The sequence below is a fragment of the Cohnella sp. GCM10020058 genome (genome assembly GCF_042683485.1).
Taxonomy (GTDB): Bacteria; Bacillota; Bacilli; order Paenibacillales; family Paenibacillaceae; genus Cohnella.
This window is the reverse complement of record NZ_JBHUJV010000002.1, coordinates 47842-67984: the sequence shown is the minus strand read 5'-3', so window position 1 is coordinate 67984 and position 20143 is coordinate 47842. Positions and strand designations below refer to the sequence as shown.

General features: G+C 63.3%; 14 protein-coding genes and 1 pseudogene. 13 read left to right on the top strand and 2 right to left on the bottom strand.

The window, feature by feature from the left end:
• The first annotated feature begins 397 nt into the window (after positions 1–397).
• The 11 genes and pseudogenes from ACFSR7_RS03570 to ACFSR7_RS03520 all read left to right on the top strand — a co-directional run.
• Positions 398–1414, top strand: coding sequence for a LacI family DNA-binding transcriptional regulator (locus tag ACFSR7_RS03570; RefSeq protein WP_378159150.1), 1017 nt, complete (start codon positions 398–400; stop codon positions 1412–1414).
• Between the two features lie 298 nt (positions 1415–1712).
• The gene (locus ACFSR7_RS03565; protein ID WP_378159148.1) at positions 1713–3830 is read left to right on the top strand and encodes a DUF5054 domain-containing protein; all 2118 of its coding nucleotides are present in this window, start codon (positions 1713–1715) and stop codon (positions 3828–3830) included.
• Between the two features lie 149 nt (positions 3831–3979).
• Entirely contained in the window at positions 3980–5845 is a 1866-nt protein-coding gene (gene iolD, locus ACFSR7_RS03560) for a 3D-(3,5/4)-trihydroxycyclohexane-1,2-dione acylhydrolase (decyclizing) (protein WP_378159147.1), read from the top strand.
• A gap of 12 nt (positions 5846–5857) precedes the next feature.
• The gene (gene iolE, locus ACFSR7_RS03555) at positions 5858–6778 is read left to right on the top strand and encodes a myo-inosose-2 dehydratase (protein WP_378159145.1); all 921 of its coding nucleotides are present in this window, start codon (positions 5858–5860) and stop codon (positions 6776–6778) included.
• Complete coding sequence (gene iolC / locus ACFSR7_RS03550; RefSeq protein ID WP_378159144.1) at positions 6775–7833, top strand: 5-dehydro-2-deoxygluconokinase; 1059 nt, start codon at positions 6775–6777, stop codon at positions 7831–7833. Before iolE ends, iolC begins: the two co-directional genes overlap by 4 nt.
• A 40-nt stretch (positions 7834–7873) precedes the next feature.
• Positions 7874–9319 carry a CoA-acylating methylmalonate-semialdehyde dehydrogenase gene (locus ACFSR7_RS03545; protein ID WP_378159142.1) on the top strand — a complete coding sequence of 482 codons (1446 nt, stop codon included), beginning with the start codon at positions 7874–7876 and terminating at the stop codon, positions 9317–9319.
• 30 nt (positions 9320–9349) lie between these two features.
• Entirely contained in the window at positions 9350–10375 is a 1026-nt protein-coding gene (gene iolG / locus ACFSR7_RS03540) for an inositol 2-dehydrogenase (RefSeq protein WP_378159140.1), read from the top strand.
• A gap of 5 nt (positions 10376–10380) precedes the next feature.
• Positions 10381–11190, top strand: coding sequence for a 5-deoxy-glucuronate isomerase (gene iolB / locus ACFSR7_RS03535; protein ID WP_378159138.1), 810 nt, complete (start codon positions 10381–10383; stop codon positions 11188–11190).
• 12 nt (positions 11191–11202) lie between these two features.
• Positions 11203–13716 (top strand): glycoside hydrolase family 95 protein, encoded by a 2514-nt coding sequence (locus ACFSR7_RS03530; protein ID WP_378159136.1) that lies wholly within the window; start codon positions 11203–11205, stop codon positions 13714–13716.
• The gene (locus tag ACFSR7_RS03525; RefSeq protein ID WP_378159134.1) at positions 13713–15149 is read left to right on the top strand and encodes an HAD family hydrolase; all 1437 of its coding nucleotides are present in this window, start codon (positions 13713–13715) and stop codon (positions 15147–15149) included. Before ACFSR7_RS03530 ends, ACFSR7_RS03525 begins: the two co-directional genes overlap by 4 nt.
• A gap of 371 nt (positions 15150–15520) precedes the next feature.
• A pseudogene (locus ACFSR7_RS03520) lies at positions 15521–15829 on the top strand (family 4 glycosyl hydrolase); the annotation flags it as partial.
• A gap of 108 nt (positions 15830–15937) precedes the next feature.
• Here the strand turns inward: ACFSR7_RS03520 and hemQ are convergent.
• Positions 15938–16684: a hydrogen peroxide-dependent heme synthase gene (hemQ, locus tag ACFSR7_RS03515; RefSeq protein WP_378159132.1), complete on the bottom strand. Its 747-nt coding sequence runs from the start codon at positions 16682–16684 to the stop codon at positions 15938–15940.
• A 167-nt stretch (positions 16685–16851) separates the two neighbouring features.
• Between hemQ and ACFSR7_RS03510 the strand changes: the two genes are divergently transcribed.
• The gene (locus ACFSR7_RS03510) at positions 16852–17136 is read left to right on the top strand and encodes a YuiB family protein (protein ID WP_282907317.1); all 285 of its coding nucleotides are present in this window, start codon (positions 16852–16854) and stop codon (positions 17134–17136) included.
• Entirely contained in the window at positions 17136–17552 is a 417-nt protein-coding gene (locus tag ACFSR7_RS03505) for a GtrA family protein (protein WP_378159130.1), read from the top strand. Before ACFSR7_RS03510 ends, ACFSR7_RS03505 begins: the two co-directional genes overlap by 1 nt.
• Before the next feature lie 498 nt (positions 17553–18050).
• On the opposite strand, the gene ACFSR7_RS03500 is transcribed toward ACFSR7_RS03505, so the two are convergent.
• Positions 18051–20138 carry a class I SAM-dependent methyltransferase gene (locus ACFSR7_RS03500; protein ID WP_378159128.1) on the bottom strand — a complete coding sequence of 696 codons (2088 nt, stop codon included), beginning with the start codon at positions 20136–20138 and terminating at the stop codon, positions 18051–18053.
• Positions 20139–20143 lie beyond the last annotated feature (5 nt).

Here is a 20143-nt window from a genome sequence, read left to right as displayed (position 1 = left end):
GACACTTATCGAGAATAACTTCCGCTGCGCAGGAAAAATAAATGTTCAAATGCAATTATTTCTGTCGTGGCGGATGAGGAGTAGAGCGGGTGGTCACAACGGAGCGGTTGATGTGAAAGTTGAAAGACTGTCCACGGCGGAGCGGCGGAGTCAGAAGTAGAGTGGATGTCCACAATGGAGCGGCTGATGTGAAACTGAGTGGGTGTCCACAACGTGGTGACGGATGTGAGAGTAGAGCTGACGTCCAACCTCGGTGAGGCGTTTGTGTAAAGCGACGTGGAATCACGAACCTGGAGTGAGATTCGGCTCCGATTGCAATGCCGGTCCTAACATCGGATAATAGCTCTAGGCGCGCGGCAAGCGCGTTTTCCGATTCGACCGAAGTGGAGCTGCGTCTATGAAACCGACTACCATATACGATGTCGCCAGGGAGGCGGGCGTGTCGATCGCCTCGGTCTCCAACGCCATCAACGGCAAAGGCAAGATCGGCAAGAAAAAAAGAGAAGAAATCCTTCAGGTGATGGAACGGTTGAATTATCAGCCGAGCGTCATCGCTTCCGCGCTGACGGGCAAAAAGACGTACACGCTCGGACTGCTCATCCCGGACGTCGCCAACCCGTTTTTCGCGGAAATCGCGCGGGCGGTCGAGGACATCGCCCATTCGGCGGGGTACAGCGTCATTACGTGCAGCACGGACAATCAGGACGAACGCGTTCTGGCCTATATTCGGCTGCTGGAGCAGAAAAGCGTCGACGGAATTCTCATCGGCACCGGGGGCGGCGCCGATATTTTGGCGCAGCTCGCCGAGAAGCCGCTGCCGACAGTGACGATCGCCCGCGAAGTGCAGGGCTTGCCGGTCAGCGGCGTCGCCACCGACGACTTTCGTGGCGCATCGCTTGCCGCCGCACATCTGCTCGGGCTCGGTCATCGCAGGATGGCAGTGCTTGCCGAGGACTTGAAGGTAAGCAGCAGCCAAGAGCGGGTGCGGGGCTTCCGTTTCTCGCTATTCGAGGCGGGTGTTCGTCTCGAAGACTGCGACATCCAGCCCTGCGCCTCCAGCATCGAGGACGGCAAACGCGCCACGCTCGATCTGCTGCGGCGCGTCGATCGGCCGACGGCGTTGTTTTGCAGCAACGAGCTGCTCGCGGTCGGGGCGCTTCAAGCGGCCCGGGAAGCCGGTATCTCCGTGCCAACCGAGCTGTCTGTCATCGGTTACGACAACACGCTGCTATCGACGGCGACCAACCCGCTGCTGACGACGATCGCCCAGCCGATCGGGCAGATGGTGAAGTTGGCTTTTGAGCTGCTGATCGGGGGCGGGCAAGAGAGTGATAGCCTCGTTCCCCAACGGATCGTCATGCAGCCGGAGCTCGTCGTGCGCGAGTCGACGGCGGCGACGGATTCCGGGGCTTGAAGGTAACTGGCTTTTGCCTGCTGGCCGGCGATGCATGGCCTAGGCGGGCATTCGGGCAGGGCCAGCTTTTCGCGCTTGCTTTATTGCGGCCCTTTTTGCCGCTATGGCGGAGCGAAGGTACTCCGCGGGAGCGGATAGCGGAACAATTTTCCGCTATGGCGGGGCGAAGTTACCAAGAAGTATAGATAATGAAAAATTGTATGGTAAAAATTTTTTCAATTTGGGTTAAGCGCTTTACCCATTTCGGATTTTCGATTAAAGTAGAAATGAATAAAACGGTTGCAGGGGGAATGCGACGGTGACGCCAATCGAACGCGTGCACGTCATTTTCAAAACGCATCTGGATATCGGCTTTACCCATCTGGCGGAGCAGGTGGTCCGGCAGTACATGGACGACTATATACCCAAGGCGATCGCGCTGGCCGAGCGGCTAGAGCAAGAGGGCGGCGCCGAGCGGTTCGTATGGACGACCGGCTCCTGGCTTATCGGCCGCTATCTGGACGAGGCGCAGCCCGAGGACAAGGCGCGCATGGAGCGCGCGATCGCGGCCGGTCATATCGCCTGGCACGGCTTGCCGTTTACGACGCATACGGAATTGATGGACGCGGGGCTGTTCGAAGCCGGCCTTGCAATCGGCCGTGAGCTAGACGCACGGTACGGCAAGGGGACCGTCGCGGCGAAGATGACGGACGTCCCAGGCCACACGATCGGCATGGTGCCGCTGATGGCACGGTCGGGGCTGCGTTACCTGCACCTCGGCGTCAATCCGGCGTCCAAGCGGCCGGACGTGCCGCGCCTGTTCCGCTGGCAGGCCGACGACGGATCGGAGATCATCGTCAATTACGCCGGCAATTACGGAGAAGCGGTGGAGGTCGAGGGGCTCGGCGACGCGCTGCTGTTCGCCCATACCGGCGACAACTGCGGCCCTCCCGAAGCGGAGGAGATCCGTCAGCAGTTCAAGGACATCGAACGTCGTTACCCGGGCGCGCAGGTGCAGGCTTCGACGATGGACGCCTTCGCGCTGCGGCTGGAGACGGTACGCGACAGGCTGCCGGTCGTCCGCGAGGAGATCGGGGACACCTGGATTCACGGCGCGGGCACCGATCCGCTTAAGCTCGCCCGGCTGCGGGCGCTGCAGCGGTTGCGGAGCGAATGGCTGGCGAACGGCCGGTTGCGGGCGGACGAAGATGCCGGCCTCGCGCTGAACGAGGCGCTGCTGCTCACCGCGGAGCATACGTGGGGGCTCGACGTGAAAAAGTGGCTGCCGGACTTCCGCAACTATGCCAAGGCCGACTTCATGGAGGCGCGCCGCCGAGACATCGTCGATCCGCACGACCAGCCCGCGAAGTTCGCCTACATCGGCGCGTTCGCCATGGATGAATTCGACAAGCATTCGGCGGGGCTGTTCGAGGGGGAGGAGAGCGTCCGGTCGTATGCCATGATCGAGCGCTCCTGGGCGGAGCAGCGCGCGTATGCGGAGCAAGCGGTCGGAGCGCTCCCGACGGAGCTGCGGAATGAAGCGCAGGCCGCGCTCGCCGAACTGGAGCCGCGCCGCACGGATACGGCCGGATTCGCCGAGCGGCGAACGCACGAGCGTTACAAGAGCGGCGGCTTTGAGCTGGCGTTCGCGGACGACGGCTCGCTCTCGCATCTGGCGGACGGCAACGGCAAGCAATGGAGCGCCGAAGGCGGCGTCGGCGGCTACGTGTACGAGACGTTCGGTACCGACAGCTACGGTCACTATTTCCGCACGTATATGCAAAACCTGCCGTTCACCCATCCGTGGGCCGACGCCGACTTCGGCAAGCCCGGCTTTGAGTTCGTTCGTCCGCTGCCGAGTCACCGAGCCTTCCGGCCGACGGTGGTCGATATCAAGCATGCGGCGGAGGCGTCGGGAGAGCGGTACGTGCTGCGACTGCGCATGCCCGAGGAATCATGGGAGGTGTACGGCGCGCCACGGGAGCTGGAGCTGTCTTATGTCTTCGATACGAACGCCGCTGACGAGATCGGCCTGACGCTGCAGTGGTTCGGCAAGGACGCGAACCGGTTGCCCGAGGCGAGCTGGCTAAGCTGCTGCCTCCAGGCCGGCAATCCGAACCGCTGGACGATGGACAAAATGGGAAGTGCGGTATCACCGCTGCAGGTTGTGCAGGGCGGCAACCGCAATCTGCATGCCGTGGGCACGGGCGTGAGCTACCGGGGAGCGGACGGCGAAGCGGACATCGCGACGCTGGATGCCGCGCTGGCGGCGCCGGGCGAGCGGCGTTTGCTCCGCTTCGACGGCACGTTCGCGCCGCTTGACGGCGGCTGGCATTTTAATTTGCACAACAACATCTGGGGCACCAACTTCCCGATGTGGTACGGGGAAGAGGGGAAGTTCCGCTTCCGGCTGAAGCTGCGGTCGAATCCAGTCTAGACGAATCGGGTTGGCCGAGGCTCAGATTTGAGATCGAAAAAAAGTGTGGAATTGCGGCGATGCGAGTTCGTAGTAACCATTTCGCAGCCGTTTTTCTCGCCAATTAGATTAAGCGCTTAATCCCAATAAAAGATTGGAGGACTTGGCTTATGGAAACGATCCGACTGACGATGGCGCAGGCGCTGCTCCGGTTTCTGGACGCGCAGTACATCAGCGAGGACGGCGTTGAGACGAAGTTCGTGGCGGGCGTCATGGGCATTTTCGGCCACGGTAACGTGACGGGCATCGGAGAAGCGCTCGAGCGGAGTCCGGGCAGCCTGACCTACGTGCAGGGCAAAAACGAGCAGGGCATGGCCCATGCCGCGACAGCGTACGCCAAGCAGAAAAACCGCAAGCAAATTTACGCCTGTACATCCTCGATCGGACCGGGCGCCCTTAACATGGTGACCGCGGCGGGCACCGCCACCGTCAACCGGATCCCGCTGCTGCTGCTGCCGGGCGACAACTTCGCGTCCCGCCAGCCCGATCCGGTGCTGCAGCAGATCGAGGCGCCGGGCGACTACACCGTATCCGCCACGGACTGCTTCAAGCCGGTCAGCCGCTATTGGGACCGGATCGTCCGGCCGGAGCAGCTCATGAGCGCGGCGCTGAACGCGATGCGCGTGCTGACGGATCCGGCGGAGACGGGCGCCGTGACACTCGCGCTGCCGCAGGACGTGCAGGCCGAGGCGTACGATTATCCGGCCGCCTTTTTCGCGAAGCGCGTGCATTACCGCGACCGCACCCTGCCCGCTGCCGAGGCGATCGAACGCTGCATCCGCCTCGCGGCCAAGGCCAAGCGTCCGCTCATCATAGCCGGCGGCGGCGTCCGCTATTCAGGCGCGTCCGAGGCGCTGGCCGCGCTGGCGGAAGCCTTCGGCATTCCGGTCGCCGAGACGCAGGCGGGCCGCGGATCGCTGCCCTGGAGCCATCCGCTGAACGTCGGCGGCATCGGCGTGACGGGCGGGCTCGCGGCGAACCGGCTCGCGAAGAAAGCGGACCTGATTATCGGCATCGGCACGCGTTACTCCGACTTCACGACCGCCTCCAAGTCGGCTTTCGCCCGCGAGGGTGCCGCTTTTCTCAACATCAACGTGAGCGGCATGGACGCCGCCAAGCTGGAGGGCGCGGCCTGGATCGGCGACGCGAAGGCGGCGCTGGAGGTACTGCTTGAGCGTCTGTTCGCGCTCGGTTACCGCACCGCATACGGTGCGAACGAGATCGCCGATATCCGCGCGTTATGGAACGCCGAGATCGACCGATTGTACGCGCTGGAGCGCGAGGACGGCCTGACGCAGACCCGCGCGCTCGGCGTCGTGAACGAGACGCTCGGCGACGAGGCCGTCATCGTGTGCGCGGCCGGCAGCCTGCCCGGCGACCTGCAGCGGCTGTGGCGGACCGGCACGCCGGGCGGCTATCATCTCGAATACGGTTTCTCGTGCATGGGCTACGAGGTCAGCGGCGCTTTCGGCGCGGCGCTTGCCGCGCCGGACCGCGACGTGTATGCGTTCGTCGGCGACGGCAGCTACCTGATGCTGCACTCCGAGCTCATCACCAGCCTGCAGGAGGGACGCAAGTTCACGATTCTGCTGTTCGACAACCACGGCTTCCAATGCATCCACAATCTGCAGCGCGGTCACGGCAGCGACGGCTTCGGCAACGAATTCCGCTACCGCGAGCCGTCTTCCGCCCGCTATACGGGCGCATACATGCCGATCGACTTTGCGGCGCACGCCCGCAGTCTGGGGGCGGCCGCCTACAAGGCCGATTCCCCCGAGACGCTTCGCGAAGCGCTGCTGAGCGCCCGTGCGGAAAAGGTCACGACGCTGATCGAGATCGCCGTGCTGCCCGGCACGAATACGGACGGCTACGAGTCGTGGTGGAACGTGGGCGTACCGGAGGTTTCGGAAGGCGAACGGGTCGTCGAGGCGCATGCGGTCATGAAGCAGAAGCTCGGCGAGGCCAGACCTTATTAGGAGGGAATTTCAGTGAGCGCTTTTCCTTGGAAAATGGGCATTCATCCGATTAACTGGGTCGGCGAGGACGTACGGGAGCATGGCGAGGAGACGACCTGCGAGCAGATCCTGGACGATATCGCGGCATTGGGGCTTACCGGCACCGAGATGGGCCGCAAATTCCCGGAGGACCGCGATCGGCTGCGCAAGCTGCTGGACGCGCGGGGCATCGGGCTCGTCTCTCGCTGGAAATCGGTGCTGCTGAGCGACCCGGCTTACCGCGAGCGGGAGCTGGCGGACTACCGGAAGCACGCCGAGTTTTTGCGCGATATGGGCAGTACGGTCATCAGCACCTGCGAGGTCGGCGGCTCGCTGCACTTCGATCCGCGGCGCACGCCGCACGAGCGCGAGGTGCTGCGGCTCACCGAGGACGGCTGGCGCCACCTGGCCGAAGGACTGAACGAAGCGGGGCGGATCGCGCGCGAGCTCGGTCTCAAGCTGACCTACCACCATCACGGCGGCACCGCGGTCGAGACGCCGGAGGAGATCGATCGGCTGATGGCCATGACCGATCCCGCGGCCGTGTACCTGCTCTACGACACCGGGCACGCGCTGTACGGCGGGGCGGATCCGCTCGCGCTGCTGCGCAAGCATTACGACCGCATCGCTTATATCCATCTGAAGGACGTGCGCCTGAACGAGCTTGAGGTGGCACGCGCGGACGGGGTTGAATTCGTCACCTGCATCCGCAGAGGCGTATTCACCGTGCCGGGCGACGGCGGCATCGACTTCGGGCCGATCGTACGGGAGCTGCGGACGCGCGGTTACGACGGCTGGGCGATGCTCGAGGGCGAACAGGATCCGGCTGCGCATCCGCCGCGCGAGTACGCGGCCAGGGCGCTTGCTTACCTGACGGCGCTGAAGGACGAACAGGAGAAGGAGGAGCGGAAATGAGCAGTGAAAACGGCCGCAGCATAAACGCAAAAACGGGCCAGGCGAGCGGGGGATTGACCTTGCCGGAGGGTCGCGAGTTCGACCTGGCAGCGCTCGGACGCCTGTGCATCGATCTGAACGCGAACGAGATCAACCGTCCGATGGAGGAGACGCTCACGTTCACCAAGTACGTCGGCGGATCTCCGGCCAACATTGCGATCGGCGCGAGCCGGCTCGGACTCCGGACGGCCTTCATCGGCAAGCTCGCGGACGACCAGATGGGCCGATTTATCGCCGATTATCTGCGTCGCGACGGCATTGATACGCAGGGCGTGTCGACCGACCGGACGGGCGCGGTGACGGGGCTCGCGTTTACCGAGATCAAGAGCCCGTCCGACTGCAGCATCCTGATGTACCGGGATAACGTCGCCGACCTGCTGCTCTCGCCGTCCGAGGTAAGCGAGGCGCTGATCGCGCGCAGCCGGCTGCTGCTCCTGTCGGGCACGGCACTGGCCGCAAGTCCGTCCCGCGAAGCGGCGCTGCTGGCGCTGACCTATGCGCGCAGACACGGCACCGCCGTCGCCTTCGACATCGATTACCGCCCTTATACGTGGAAATCCCCGGAGGAGACGGCCGTCTACTACAATCTGGCCGCAGAGAAAAGCGACATCATCGTCGGCACGCGCGAGGAATTCGACAGCATGGAGCGCTTCGAGCATAATCCGGACCGCAGCGATGCGTTCACGGCTTCCAAGTGGTTCGGCCATGCCGCCAGCCTCGTCATCGTCAAGCACGGCAAAGCCGGCTCAGTCGCCTATACGCGTGACGGCGGGGAGCACCGGGCCGTCTCCTATCCGGCGAAGGTCATCAAGACGTTCGGCGCCGGCGACTCTTACGCAGCGGGCTTCCTGTACGGCCTGCTGTCCGGCTGGGCGGTCGACCGCAGCATGTCGTTCGGCAGCGCCGCCGCCAGCATTGTCGTGTCCAGCCACAGCTGCTCCGACGCGATGCCGACGGTGCGGCAGGTCGAAGACTATATCGCGCGCTGCGAGCGCGGAGAGATCGTCGCCAACTGACTCGGCGTTTAACTATGAACATGGAAGAGAGGAATCACGCATGGCACATACATTGAAAAACTGGATCGCGGGCGAATGGATCGAGGCATTGGGCGAAGGATCGGAAGCGGTCGTCAATCCCGCGAACGGCGAGGTGCTGGCGCACGTCCCGGTGTCCTCGCGCGAGGACGTGGACCGCGCGGTCGCCTCGGCGGAAGCCGCCTTCAAGGAATGGAGCCGGACGCCCGTGCCGAAGCGCGCGCGCATCCTTTTCAGGTACCAGCAGCTATTGGTCGAGCATTGGGAGGAGCTCGCCCGGCTCGTTACGCTTGAGAACGGCAAGAGCTATGCGGAAGCGCACGGCGAAGTGCTGCGCGGCATCGAATGCGTCGAATTCGCCGCAGGCGCGCCTTCGCTCATGATGGGCAAGCAGCTGCCCGACATCGCGACGAATCTTGAATCGGGCATGTACCGTTACCCGATCGGCGTCGTGGGGGGCATCACGCCGTTCAACTTTCCGATGATGGTGCCTTGCTGGATGTTCCCGCTGGCCATCTCTTGCGGCAACGCCTTCGTGCTCAAGCCGTCGGAGCGCACGCCGCTGCTCGCGAACCGGCTCGCCGAATTGTTCCATGAGGCCGGCCTGCCGGCTGGCGTCCTAAACCTCGTGCATGGCGCGCGCGACGTGGTGAACGGCATTTTGGAGCACCCGGGCATCCGCGCGATCTCCTTCGTCGGCTCGCAGCCGGTCGCCGAGTACGTGTACAAGACCGGCGCCGCGCACGGCAAACGGGTCCAGGCGCTCGCGGGTGCCAAAAACCATTCGATCGTCCTGCCCGACGCCGACCTGGATCTCGCGGTCAAGGAGATCGTAAGCGCCGCCTTTGGTTCGGCGGGCGAGCGCTGCATGGCCTGCGCCGTCGTCGTCGCGGTCGGCGGCATCGGCGACGAGCTCGTTCGGCGCTTGAACGAGGCAGCCGATCGTCTGACGATCGGTGACGGCTCGCAGCCTGGCGTATTCCTTGGTCCGGTCATCCGCGATTCGCACAAGGCGCGCACGATCGGCTATATCGAGGCCGGCAAGCGCGAAGGCGCGGAGCTGGTGCGCGACGGCCGCCTCGACGAGGCGGCCCAGGGCGAGGGCTATTTCGTCGGCCCGACCATCTTCGACCGGGTGGGCACAGATATGGCGATCTGGCGGGACGAGATTTTCGCGCCGGTGCTGTCGGTCATGAGGGCCGATACCTTGGACGAGGCAATCGGCATCGCCAATGCTTCTGAGCTCGCGAACGGCGCGTGCCTGTTCACGTCGAGCGGGTCGAGCGTGCGGCAGTTCCGCGAGACGATCGATGCGGGCATGCTCGGCATCAATCTGGGCGTGCCGGCGCCGATGGCGTTTTTCCCCTTCTCCGGCTTCAAGAAGTCGTTCTACGGCGATCTGCACGCCAACGGCGGCGACGGCGTCGAGTTCTACACCCGCAAGAAGATGGTTACGGCGCGCTGGTAATCCATATCTACTGACGAAAGGCGATGCGGCATGAGAAAAATAAACATCGGCATTATCGGCATGGGCCGGATCGGCCGGATTCACGCGGACAATCTGCTGCGCGATCCGCAGGCGAGTCTCGTCGCGATCAGCGATCCGTACGCCGGCGAAGAGCTGCGCGAATGGGCCGCGGCGCGCGGCATCGCGATCGCGGACAGCGACGCCGTCCTGGACGATCCGGCGATCGACGCCGTATTCATCTGCTCCTCCACCGATACGCACGTTCCGTTCATTAAGCGGGCGGCTGCGCGCGGCAAGCACATTTTTTGCGAAAAGCCCGTCAGCATGGATCTGTCCGCGACCGAAGAGGCGCTTGAAGCCGTCCGTCTCGCGGGCGTCCAGCTGCAGGTGGGCTTCAACCGCCGGTTCGATCACAACTTCAGGCGCATCCGCGAGCATGTGCAGGAGGGATCGGTCGGCGAGCCGCACATGATCCGGATCACCTCCCGGGATCCGGCGCCCCCGCCTGCCGATTACATCAAGGTGTCCGGCGGCATCTATATGGATATGATGATCCACGACTTCGACATGGCGCGATACCTGTCGGGCCGCGAGGTTGAAGAGGTGTTTGCGCAAGGCGCCGTGCTGGTCGATCCGATATTCGCGGCGCACGGCGACGTAGACACGGCGATCGTCACGCTGCGCTTCGCAGGCGGCGCGCTCGGCGTCATCGACTGCAGCCGGCGGGCGGCTTACGGCTACGACCAGCGCGCGGAAGTGTTCGGCTCCGGGGGCAGCGTCGCGGCGGCCAACGACTTTCCGAACACGGCGGTGGTGGCAAGCGCCGAGGGCGTGCGGAGCGACAAGCCGCTGCATTTTTTCCTCGAACGGTACAACGGCGCCTATATCGAAGAGACCCGGCAGTTCGTCGAATGCCTGCTGAACGGGACGCCGGTGCCGGTAAGCGGCGAGGACGCCTACAGGGCCGAGCGGATCGCGCTGGCATCCAAGCTTTCGAGCAAATACAAACGCATCGTGAAGCTGTCCGACCTGGACAGCCTGCGGGAAGGGATGTGAGCGGCATGCCCGAATTGACTGTGCATCCGTCCTCCGTGCCGGATCCGGATGGACGTCTGCTATTGGTGACGCCGGCTTCGGCAGGTTGGGACTACGTCGGTTTCGAGGCTTACAGATTGGAGCCGGGGGCGACGCTAAACCGTGCGACGGAAGACCGGGAGTACTGCCTGGTGCTGCTGTCGGGAAAAGCGAATATCGTTACGGCGGACGGGGCGTGGAAGGATGTCGGCGGACGGATGGACTTGTTCGAAGGCACGCCGCCTTATTCGGTCTACGTGCCGGCAGGCAACCGCTTCGCCGTCGAGGCGCTGACGACGCTCGAGCTGGCGGTATGCGCGGCTCCCGGCCAGGAAGGTCGCGCCTCGCGGCTCATCGCGCCGGCCGACGTCGGCGCGGAAGTGCGGGGAAGCGGCGCGACGCAGCGCTATATCCACAATATTTTGCCCGAATCGGAGCCGGCCGACAGCCTGCTTGTCGTCGAGGTGTTTACGCCGGCAGGCCACTGGTCCAGCTATCCGCCGCACAAGCACGACCGCGACGCGCTGCCGGACGAATCACTGCTCGAGGAGACATACTATTTCCGCGTCAAACCGGAGCAGGGCTTCGCCGTGCAGCGCGTCTACACGGACGACCGCTCGCTCGACGAGACGCTGGCTGTCGGAAACGGGCAGACGGTGCTGGTGCCAAGGGGCTATCATCCCGTCTCCGCGCCGCCGGGCTACGAGGTATACTATCTCAACGTAATGGCGGGGCCGGCGCGCGCCTGGCGGTTCCACAACGATCCCGATCATGCCTGGATTATAAAGAAAAGCTGACGAGGTGCAGGGATGAAACTTCTATACGACAAGCCTGCGGCCGTCTGGACGGAGGCGCTGCCGCTCGGTAACGGGCGGCTCGGCGCCATGCAATTCGGCGGCGCGGAGCGCGAGCGGATCGGACTCAATGAAGATACGCTATGGTCCGGCTATCCGAGGGAAACGGACAATCCGGCTGCGCTTGCAGCGCTTCCCCGCGTGCGCGAGCTCGTACGGGAAGGCAAATACGCGGAGGCCGATCTCGCCTGCAAGGAGATGATGGGGGCGTACACGCAGTCGTACTTGCCGCTCGGCGATCTCCATCTGCGCATGGGGCACGGCGATATCTGCCGCGATTACCGGCGTTCTCTCGATCTGGGCGACGCGGTATCGCGGGTGGAATACAGCGTGGGCGGCGTCCGCTATACGCGGGAGATGTTCGCGTCGCATCCGGATCAGGTGCTCATGCTGCGGCTGACCGCGAGCATACCGGGCGCGATCGATCTGCACGCGACGCTGGACAGTCCGCTGCGGCATGCGGTCGGAGCAGAGGACGGGCGTCTGGTCATGCGCGGCATGGCGCCGGAGCATGTCGATCCGTCGTACTACGAGACGGATCGGCCGATCGTCTACGCCGACGGCGACGACGCGAAGGCGATGCGGTTCGCCTGCTGTCTGCAGGCGATCGCCGAGGGAGGCTCGGTCGGCGCGGAGGCGGACGGGCTTCGGGTACGCGGCGCGGACGCGGTGACGCTGATCGTCGCCGCGGCCACCGGGTTCGCGGGACCTGCGCGCGTGCCGGGCACCGATGGGCGGGATGCGGGAGCGATCTCGCTTGCGATTGCCGGACACGCGGCGGCGCTGCCTTACGAGAGGCTGAAGGCTGCGCATATCGCGGATTATCGTGCGCTGTTCGATCGGGTGAAGCTTGAGCTGGGCGACAAAAACCGGAGCGTCGGCGCTGACGCGGATACGTACGGGAGCACGGGGGCAAACACGGTTGCGCCGCCCGACGTTCCCGTGGACGTGCACGCGGACATGCCGACCGATATATCTACGGACGAATGGCTTGCCACTCTCGGCGCCGACGATCCCGGTTTCGCCACGCTGCTGTTCCAGTACGGCCGGTACCTGCTGATCGCGAGCTCGCGCCCCGGCACGCAGCCCGCGAACCTGCAGGGCATCTGGAACGCGTCGACCCGCCCGCCCTGGAGCAGCAACTGGACGCTCAACATCAACGCCCAGATGAACTACTGGCCGGCGGAGACGGCTAATCTCGCCGAATGCCACGAGCCGCTGCTCGATTTCATAGGCACGCTGTCCCGCAGCGGACGGAAGACCGCGCGGCTGCATTATGGCGCGCGCGGCTGGGTCGCCCATCACAACGCGGATATATGGGGCCACACGGCGCCGGTCGGCGACTTCGGCCACGGCGACGCGAGCTGGACGATGTGGCCGATGGGCGGCGTATGGCTCGCCCAGCATCTGTGGGAGCGCTATGCTTTCGGGCGAGACGAGAAGTATCTGCGAGATACCGCCTATCCGACTATGCGGGATGCGGCGCAGTTCGTCCTTGATTTCCTGACCGAGGACGAGCAGGGATACCTCGTAACCAATCCGTCCACCTCGCCGGAAAATCGTTTTCTGACGCCGGACGGTCCCGCAAGCGTCTCCATGGCTTCTACGATGGACCTGTCCCTGATCTGGGACTTGTTCACCAATTGCATCAAGGCTGCGCAAGCGCTTGGCAGCGACGAGGACTTTGCCGCCGAGCTCGCGAAGGCGAGGGAGCGTCTCTACCCGCTGCGGATCGGTGCGGACGGGCGGCTGCGGGAGTGGTGCCGGGAATTCGAGGAGGAGGACCCGCATCACCGGCATACGTCCCATCTGTTCGGCGTCCATCCGGGAAGGCAGCTCACCGCAAGAGACACGCCGGAGCTGTTCGCCGCGGCGCGCAGGTCGTTGGAGGTGCGCGGCGACGAGGGTACGGGGTGGAGTCTCGGCTGGAAAATCGCGTTCTGGGCCCGCTTCGGCGACGGAGCGCGCGCGCTGCGGCTGCTCAAGCAGCTCACGCGGCTCGTGCGCGAGGATGACCGCGGCCACGGGCACGGGCACGGCGGACTCTATCCGAATCTGTTCGATGCGCATCCGCCCTTTCAGATCGACGGCAACTTCGCGGCCACCGCCGGCATCGCGGAGATGCTGATGCAGTCGCACCAGCCGTTCATCGAGCTGCTGCCCGCATTGCCGGATGCCTGGCGCGAAGGCAGCGTCCGCGGCCTGCGGGCGCGGGGCGGCTTCGAAGTTGGCATCCGCTGGGCGGAGGGAAGGCTGCTCGAAGCGACGATTGTCTCGCTGCGCGGCTTGCCGTGCGCCTTGATGGCGCCTGGCGGCGAGGCACTGTCCGTGACGGCTGCGGACGGAGCGCCTATCGAAACGCGCATGTCTGCGGACGGCATCGTCCGCTTCGACACGCAGGAAGGCCGCATTTATACGATCAGACCATTTTCGGGAACGGCAAGCGCGAAGGGAGAGACTGCATCGTGAGCCAACAAAGACGACTCATTCTCTTTTTGGACAGCGGCGATACGATTATCGACGAATCGACGGAGGTGCGGGACGCGGACGGTATCGTCGTCAGCGCCGAGCTGATCCCCGGCGCCGACGTCATGGTAAAGACGCTGCACGAACGGGGCTTCGCGCTGGCGCTCGTCGCGGACGGGGACGCCCAGTCGTTCAAGAACGTTTACCGGCAGCACGGGTTGTATAATTATTTCCACGCGATGATCTACTCGGAGAACATCAAGGCGGTCAAGCCGAGCGCGCGCATGTTCAAGGCCGCGCTCGGCGCGCTCGAGCTTGGCGAGGACGACTGCAGCCGCGTCGCGATGATCGGCAACAACTTGAGCCGGGACGTCAAAGGCGCCAACGCGCTAGGCATCGCGAGCGTCCATATCGGCTGGACGCCGCGCTATCCGCGCGACCCGGCCGACGAGAGCGAACGGCCGGACTATACGATCGGCGAGCCGCTCGAGCTTGTGGCGCTGGCGGAGATGCTTGACGCGCGTCTCGCCGCAGGGCTCGGGGCACGCCCGGATGCGCTTCCGGCGGGGTCGAAACGCATCCCGTCCGGAAAGCGGCTTGCGCAAAACGGCAGCCCAGCCAATCCTAGCCGATCCGACCTCACTGCAACGGCCGGCAGCCCAGTCGATCCTAACCGATCCGACCTTTCTGCAACGGCCGGCAGCCTAGCCGATCCTAGCCGATCCGACCTCACTGCAACGGCCGGCAGCCCTACCGACGGCAATCCTGACAGCCTGCCCTGGCATACGCTTGCAGCGCGCTACGCGCCGATCCTGCTGATGGACGAGCGGGAGCCGTTCCGCCCGGTCCGGGCGGGTATCACCATATTCCGCGAAGTTGGCTCCTCGTCCTCTTTTAATAGGCAGATTCGGCTGGATGCGGACAAGCATGCGTGCGTCATCGAGTATGCGATTTATTGGGACTACGACATTCAGCATCTGTACGATTTGGAGCATGTCTGGGTCTACGTCGGCCACGAAGGGGAGGTCGTCTCCTGCGAAGCCAGCTTCCACGGCCGATGGCTGCTCGGGCTGAGCCGTGATCGCGGCAATTTGGTCGACGGCCGCCGCGTACGGCTTTACGTGCAGCCGGGCAAGCACGCCATGTCTCCGATTGAAGACGCGCTTCACTTGCTCCCGGATCTGACATCCAGCTGCATGGAGGACGCCGGGACTGGCGGTCTACTGGAGCCCGCGATGTTCGCCGGCGAGTTCAGTACGGGGGCACCTGCCGACGTGGATGCGCTCGCCGAGCGGCATTTGCGCGAGTTCGCCTTCCAACCAAGCTTTGACTATGCGCCTTGGTCCTGGCCGGCGGACGCTTTCGTCACCTGGGAAGCGTTGCGCGAGGAGATTCCCGTTCGCATGCGGAGCCTGATCGCGCAACTCGCAGAGTGAATCGGGTGTCATTGTTCTTTATCCCTTTCCGATAAGCTCCCCGTCAAGCAATACAGGCCAAGTAAAAGCCTGCTGTCGTATGGGGATATAAATCGGGCGCGCTGTCCTCGCATCGGAGCTTTCTACCGTTTAGCGGGTAAAAAAGCCTACATTTATACATGTATTTTCTGCCGAACAACGGCACCTGATGAAATACCTGCAAATGTGCAGGTAAATTCAGAGTACAAGCCGGCAATCCGGCTGATGGAGGGAAATAGATGCGTATTTGCATCTTTTCACCTCAAAAGGGTCGATATCGGCAAAAAAAGATGTATATTTGCAGGTATTGTGGCGGAGGTACGATGCTGGCGACGACACGCGGGCCCATTATGCCGTTCAAAATCGCGGGCAACGTGCTGAACACGGGCGGCCTCATCTCCAACCTGCCGGAGGAGGCATGTGTCAAGGTGCCGCGTCTCGTCGATGCGAACGGCGTCACGCCGACGCGGTGCGGTCCGCTGCCGCAGCAGCTGGCGGCGCTCAACCACACCGACATCAACATGCAGCTGTTCGCCGTCTAAGCCGCGCTGCTCGACCCGCACACGTCCGCGGAGCTGCTGATCGACAAGATCAAGGCGCTCGTCGACGGGATGCTCGAAGCGAACGGCGACATCTGCCCGCTTACGTCTAGAACGGAATGAGGAGCTGCGCCGACTTAGGTCGGGCGGATCTTGGGCAAAAAAAAGCAAGCACGCGTCCGGCTCCTACCGGATGGTGCTTGCTTTTTGAGCTGCTTGACCTATCGTCACTCACACGCGCAGCAGATCCGCAAACCCGTCCGCCGTCAGCAGGTTGCCGACATAGAAGGGACCGAACTCGCCATAGCGTGCGCTGACCTCGTCGAATCTCATTTCGTACACGAGCTTCTTGAACTGCAGCGCCTCGTCCGCGAACAGCGTGACGCCCCACTCCCAGTCGTCGAACCCGATCGAGCCGGTGATGATCTGCTTGACCTTGCCTGCGTAGTTGCGTCCGATCATGCCGTGGCTGCGCATCAGCGTCTTGCGCTCGTCCATCGAGAGCGAGTACCAGTTGTCGCCGAGCAGGCGGCGCTTGTTCATCGGGTAGAAGCAGATATGCTTGGACTGCGGCAGAATCGGCTTGAGGCGCGCGGCGACCTCGGGAATCTGCATCGGATCGGTTCCGGCAGGCGCGAGGTAGCTGCTCAGCTCCACGATGCTGACGTACGAATATTCGGGCTTCGCGAACTTGGCGAAGGCGGAGCGGTTAAACGCGTTCTCGATCGCGTTCAGCTCCTCCAGCGTCTCGCGCAGGTGCATGAATACGAAGTCGGCCTTCTGACCGACGATCGCGTAGACGGCGAGACTGCCTTCCTTGCGTTCCTCGGTCGCCCGCCAGTCCGCGATCAGGCCCAGCAGCTCCTGCCGCGCGGTCTCGCGCTCCTCGGGGCTGGCGGCCTTCCAGGCCGTCCAGTCGATCGTGCGGAAGTCGTGCAGCGCGTACCAGCCGTCCAGCGTTTGTGCGGCTTCACTCATTTGCTTCAACTCTCCTTCTCGTCGTGCCTTGTCCAACATGGCTTTTCCCATTTTAGCCTATATTCGCTCTCCCGGGCAAACGCCGGCGCGTCCTTGCGTTGACTGTCCTCAAACCGATCTTGTAAACTAATAGAGCACACATCCGACCGGGAGGCTTAACATTTAAGATGAGAGAGATTCTGCAAGAGATTCTCGGCACCATGCTGTTCTTCGTCTTGTTCTTCGGCATCGGCTTTATCCTGAACATGCTGATCAAGACGACCTGGCTGCCGACTTGGATATATGTGATCGTCGTGCTGCCGCTGGGCGTATGGCATTTCTGGAATCCGGAGCTTAGCGTGCTCGCGTTCATCGGCGTGTTCACGCTGCCGTTCATCGCCGGCATCGGCGGCGCCCTGACGAGCGGCTGGGCGATCCGCGCGCTGCGGCGCGGCGGCTACAAGATGTTCTGATGAAAATCGACAGCCGGGAAATGAAGCGCGTCTCCAAGTTCGCGGCGATCGGCGTGCTCAATACGGGCATCGATATCGCGATATTCGCGGCGCTCGTTTACGCGCTCAGTTGGTCTTCGCTGCCTGCGCAGTGCGTGTCCTATTTCCTCGCCTTCCTCAACAGCTATTGGTGGAACCGGCGCTGGACGTTCGGCATGCGGAAGCGCGGCAGCGCGAGGGAGCTGCTCAAGTTCGGCGTCGTCAACGCGCTCTCCTTCCTGTGCGCCACCGGCGTGCTGCTGGCCGCGGAGAAGGGGCTCGACCTGTCGCCGATCGTCGCCAAGCTCGTGTCCGTCGCAGCCTCGCTCGCCGTCAATTATATGGGCAGCAAGCTGTGGGTGTTCAAGCAGGGTACGGAGCTGGGACGCGACAATTAATAGGGATTGAAAAAGCCGACGGAACGCATGGCGCGTTCGCGTCGGTTTTTTTAGATGATCCTGGCGCGGCCAACTGCATGCTTACGTTTGACGGGCCAAATAACTGCATTTGTACAGGTATTCTTTACCGACGCATGCCACCTGATGAAATACCTGCAAATGTGCAGGTAAAAGCAATGCGCTAGCCGGAAATCCGGCTGATGGCTTAAAATAACTGCGCTTTTGCATCTATCTTGTTAAAACGGGGCGGCATTGGCATAAAAAGATGTATAATTGCAGGCATTGCGGCGAAAGAACGACGCTGGCGACGATACAGGGTCTACTTGGAACGGCTGGCAGACGAGCCATCGATGAGCCATCGATGAGCCATCGACGTGCCATCGACGTGCCATCGACGAGCCATCGACGTGCCATCGATAGACGTTCCGCGCGACGCCGGTTTCGGCTATCCGCCAAACGTACAAGGACCGTCCGGGCGATCTGTCCCTGATGGTTTTTTTATGCGCGTCGCGCGATGACGATAAAGCAGGTGCTGTCCGGCAGCGGCACGGGGCGTCCTTCTTCGTCGAAAAAGGCAACCTTGTCCGCCAGCGCTTCAGTGTACCCTTCCTGCAGGTAGTGCCGCATGACGACGATTTCTGCTTTTTCGCCCAGCGTGTCCCGGATGAAGCGCTCGTACCCGCTCGGCGTAAAGTAGCCGAACTGCTCCTGCACCTCGTGAACGTAGGCCTCTTCTCCCCAAGTGTACGTGTAGAGGAACTCCATCGCGTCGTTGACCGGCAGCGAGACCTCGTTCTGGCTCAACTGCTCGTAGACAACCTTGCGTCCGGCGAAATCGCGGCTGTACCGCGCAAGCCACGCCGGCCCGTCGGGCTGCAGGAACCGGATGACGCGCCTCTCGTCCGGTTCGGTCATGATGCCGTCGCGGATAATGATGCGCCCGCCCGCCGCAAGCACGTCGAATGCGCTCCTCAGCGCCGCAGCGACCGTATCCCGATTGAAGCGCGCGCCGTTATAAGGAATGTAGGAATACAGCTCGTGCAGGATCGAAGAGAAGATGACGGTGTCCACGCTGCCGGGCTCTACGTAGTCCTTGAGCGCCAGGGCGTCGCCCTGAAGCACCTCCCAGCTGCGGGCTTCCGCATGCTTTTTGCGGGTCAGCGCCTCGATGACGTTCGCCGAGATATCGATGCCGACGGCCTTGACGTGAGGCATCCGTTCCTCCAGGAGGTCCAGCAGCACGCCGCCGCCGGGGCCGATGTCCAGCGCCTTTTCGCCGACGACGAAGTCCAGAATGACCTTTTTATAATCCGCCGTGCTGTTCATGTCCGCCAGATAATTCTCTTCGTTGTGGAACCGGTCATAGGCGTCGCGGCGCAGCTCGAACAGGTCGAACAGCAGCAGCACCGCCTTCTCGTAAAGCGACGACTTTTCCGCCTCCACGCAAAAAGCGATCAGCTTATCCGCGGCCGGGGAAAATTCGAAATCGAAAAACAGCGTGTCCGGCAGCTGCGCCTTGCGGGTGAGACGGTGGCGCAAATGCGGGTTTCCGGACTCTGCGGCGCCTGTGCGAATGTGAGCCCAATCCAGCTCGCCCAGGTACTTTTCGATAATTCGCTTTTTGTAGACGTTGATTTTTTTGCTGCCCTTGTAGTCGTAGTACATCGCGTTCATAACGTTCTCGAAGCTGATATGCTTCACATCCGGCAACGAAGCTTCGCTTGCGACGATGGCGAAGATCTTCAGGAACTGCTCCGGCGAAAAGTCCTTCAGCGCGGCTTCGACGTACCAGAATGTCTTGGACTCCAGCGGCTGCAAGGCTGCGAGCAGGCGATGCTCCGCATCGAGCGCAGCGAGTTCGCCCTCGAAGTCTTCGCCGCGGAGGATCGATTGCGTCCGCAGCCGGCGAAGGCGCTCGCGGATCGGGAGCTGCGTCTCTGCGGCGTTGCCGGCCGCAATCCGACTTATAATCGCGGCGACCTCGGGCTCGACCCCCGTCCAGAGGGAAGGCGATACCGCAGCGATAATGCAATAATTGAGTGCGGTCAGCAGACGCTCGCGCTCCTCTGCGGAAGCCAGACAGCGCCCTAGCACGCGCGCCAGCGGATCGTGGTCCTCCGGCGGCACTTCGCCGCGGAGCTCCTGCCCGACCAGTCCGTGCGTCTCTACGAGAGCGTGAACGAGTTGCGTGCGCTCGTTTGCCGCTCCGGATGCGGCCTCATGGCGGGCGAACAGCTGGGCGGAGCCGATATTGTGCACGCGGAAGTTGATGCCCTGCGCCTGCCAGCCAAGCCTGTCCCGGTGCGAGCCGCCTTTAGCCGTTTCGCACCAGGCGAGTGCCTCTTCCACGAGCTCCTTGATCCAGTAGGAGACCGGCAGCGCATCGAGCAGCCGCAGGCTCCGCTCCACGTAGTCGAGCACCGGATTGGACTGCGCGAGTTCGCTGAGGGAGGCGATTCGTTCCAGATTGACGACCGGCTCCTCCGCGGATACCAGTAGCTTCAGCCAAGGCGGCGCCGCGGACAGCGCCTCCTCGGCATAAGGAGAACGGCGGTAGGCTTCAATGGCCTCGAGTGACTTCAGCATCGATT

What these genes read in the sequence shown, in the direction of transcription:
- ACFSR7_RS03570 (WP_378159150.1), top strand. Translation starts at nt 398, where the DNA reads ATGAAACCGACTACCATATACGATGTCGCCAGGGAGGCGGGCGTGTCG.
- iolD (WP_378159147.1), top strand. Translation starts at nt 3,980, where the DNA reads ATGGAAACGATCCGACTGACGATGGCGCAGGCGCTGCTCCGGTTTCTG.
- iolC (WP_378159144.1), top strand. Translation starts at nt 6,775, where the DNA reads ATGAGCAGTGAAAACGGCCGCAGCATAAACGCAAAAACGGGCCAGGCG.
- ACFSR7_RS03545 (WP_378159142.1), top strand. Translation starts at nt 7,874, where the DNA reads ATGGCACATACATTGAAAAACTGGATCGCGGGCGAATGGATCGAGGCA.
- iolG (WP_378159140.1), top strand. Translation starts at nt 9,350, where the DNA reads ATGAGAAAAATAAACATCGGCATTATCGGCATGGGCCGGATCGGCCGG.
- iolB (WP_378159138.1), top strand. Translation starts at nt 10,381, where the DNA reads ATGCCCGAATTGACTGTGCATCCGTCCTCCGTGCCGGATCCGGATGGA.
- ACFSR7_RS03530 (WP_378159136.1), top strand. Translation starts at nt 11,203, where the DNA reads ATGAAACTTCTATACGACAAGCCTGCGGCCGTCTGGACGGAGGCGCTG.
- hemQ (WP_378159132.1), bottom strand. Translation starts at nt 16,684, where the DNA reads ATGAGTGAAGCCGCACAAACGCTGGACGGCTGGTACGCGCTGCACGAC.
- ACFSR7_RS03510 (WP_282907317.1), top strand. Translation starts at nt 16,852, where the DNA reads ATGAGAGAGATTCTGCAAGAGATTCTCGGCACCATGCTGTTCTTCGTC.
- ACFSR7_RS03505 (WP_378159130.1), top strand. Translation starts at nt 17,136, where the DNA reads ATGAAAATCGACAGCCGGGAAATGAAGCGCGTCTCCAAGTTCGCGGCG.
- ACFSR7_RS03500 (WP_378159128.1), bottom strand. Translation starts at nt 20,138, where the DNA reads ATGCTGAAGTCACTCGAGGCCATTGAAGCCTACCGCCGTTCTCCTTAT.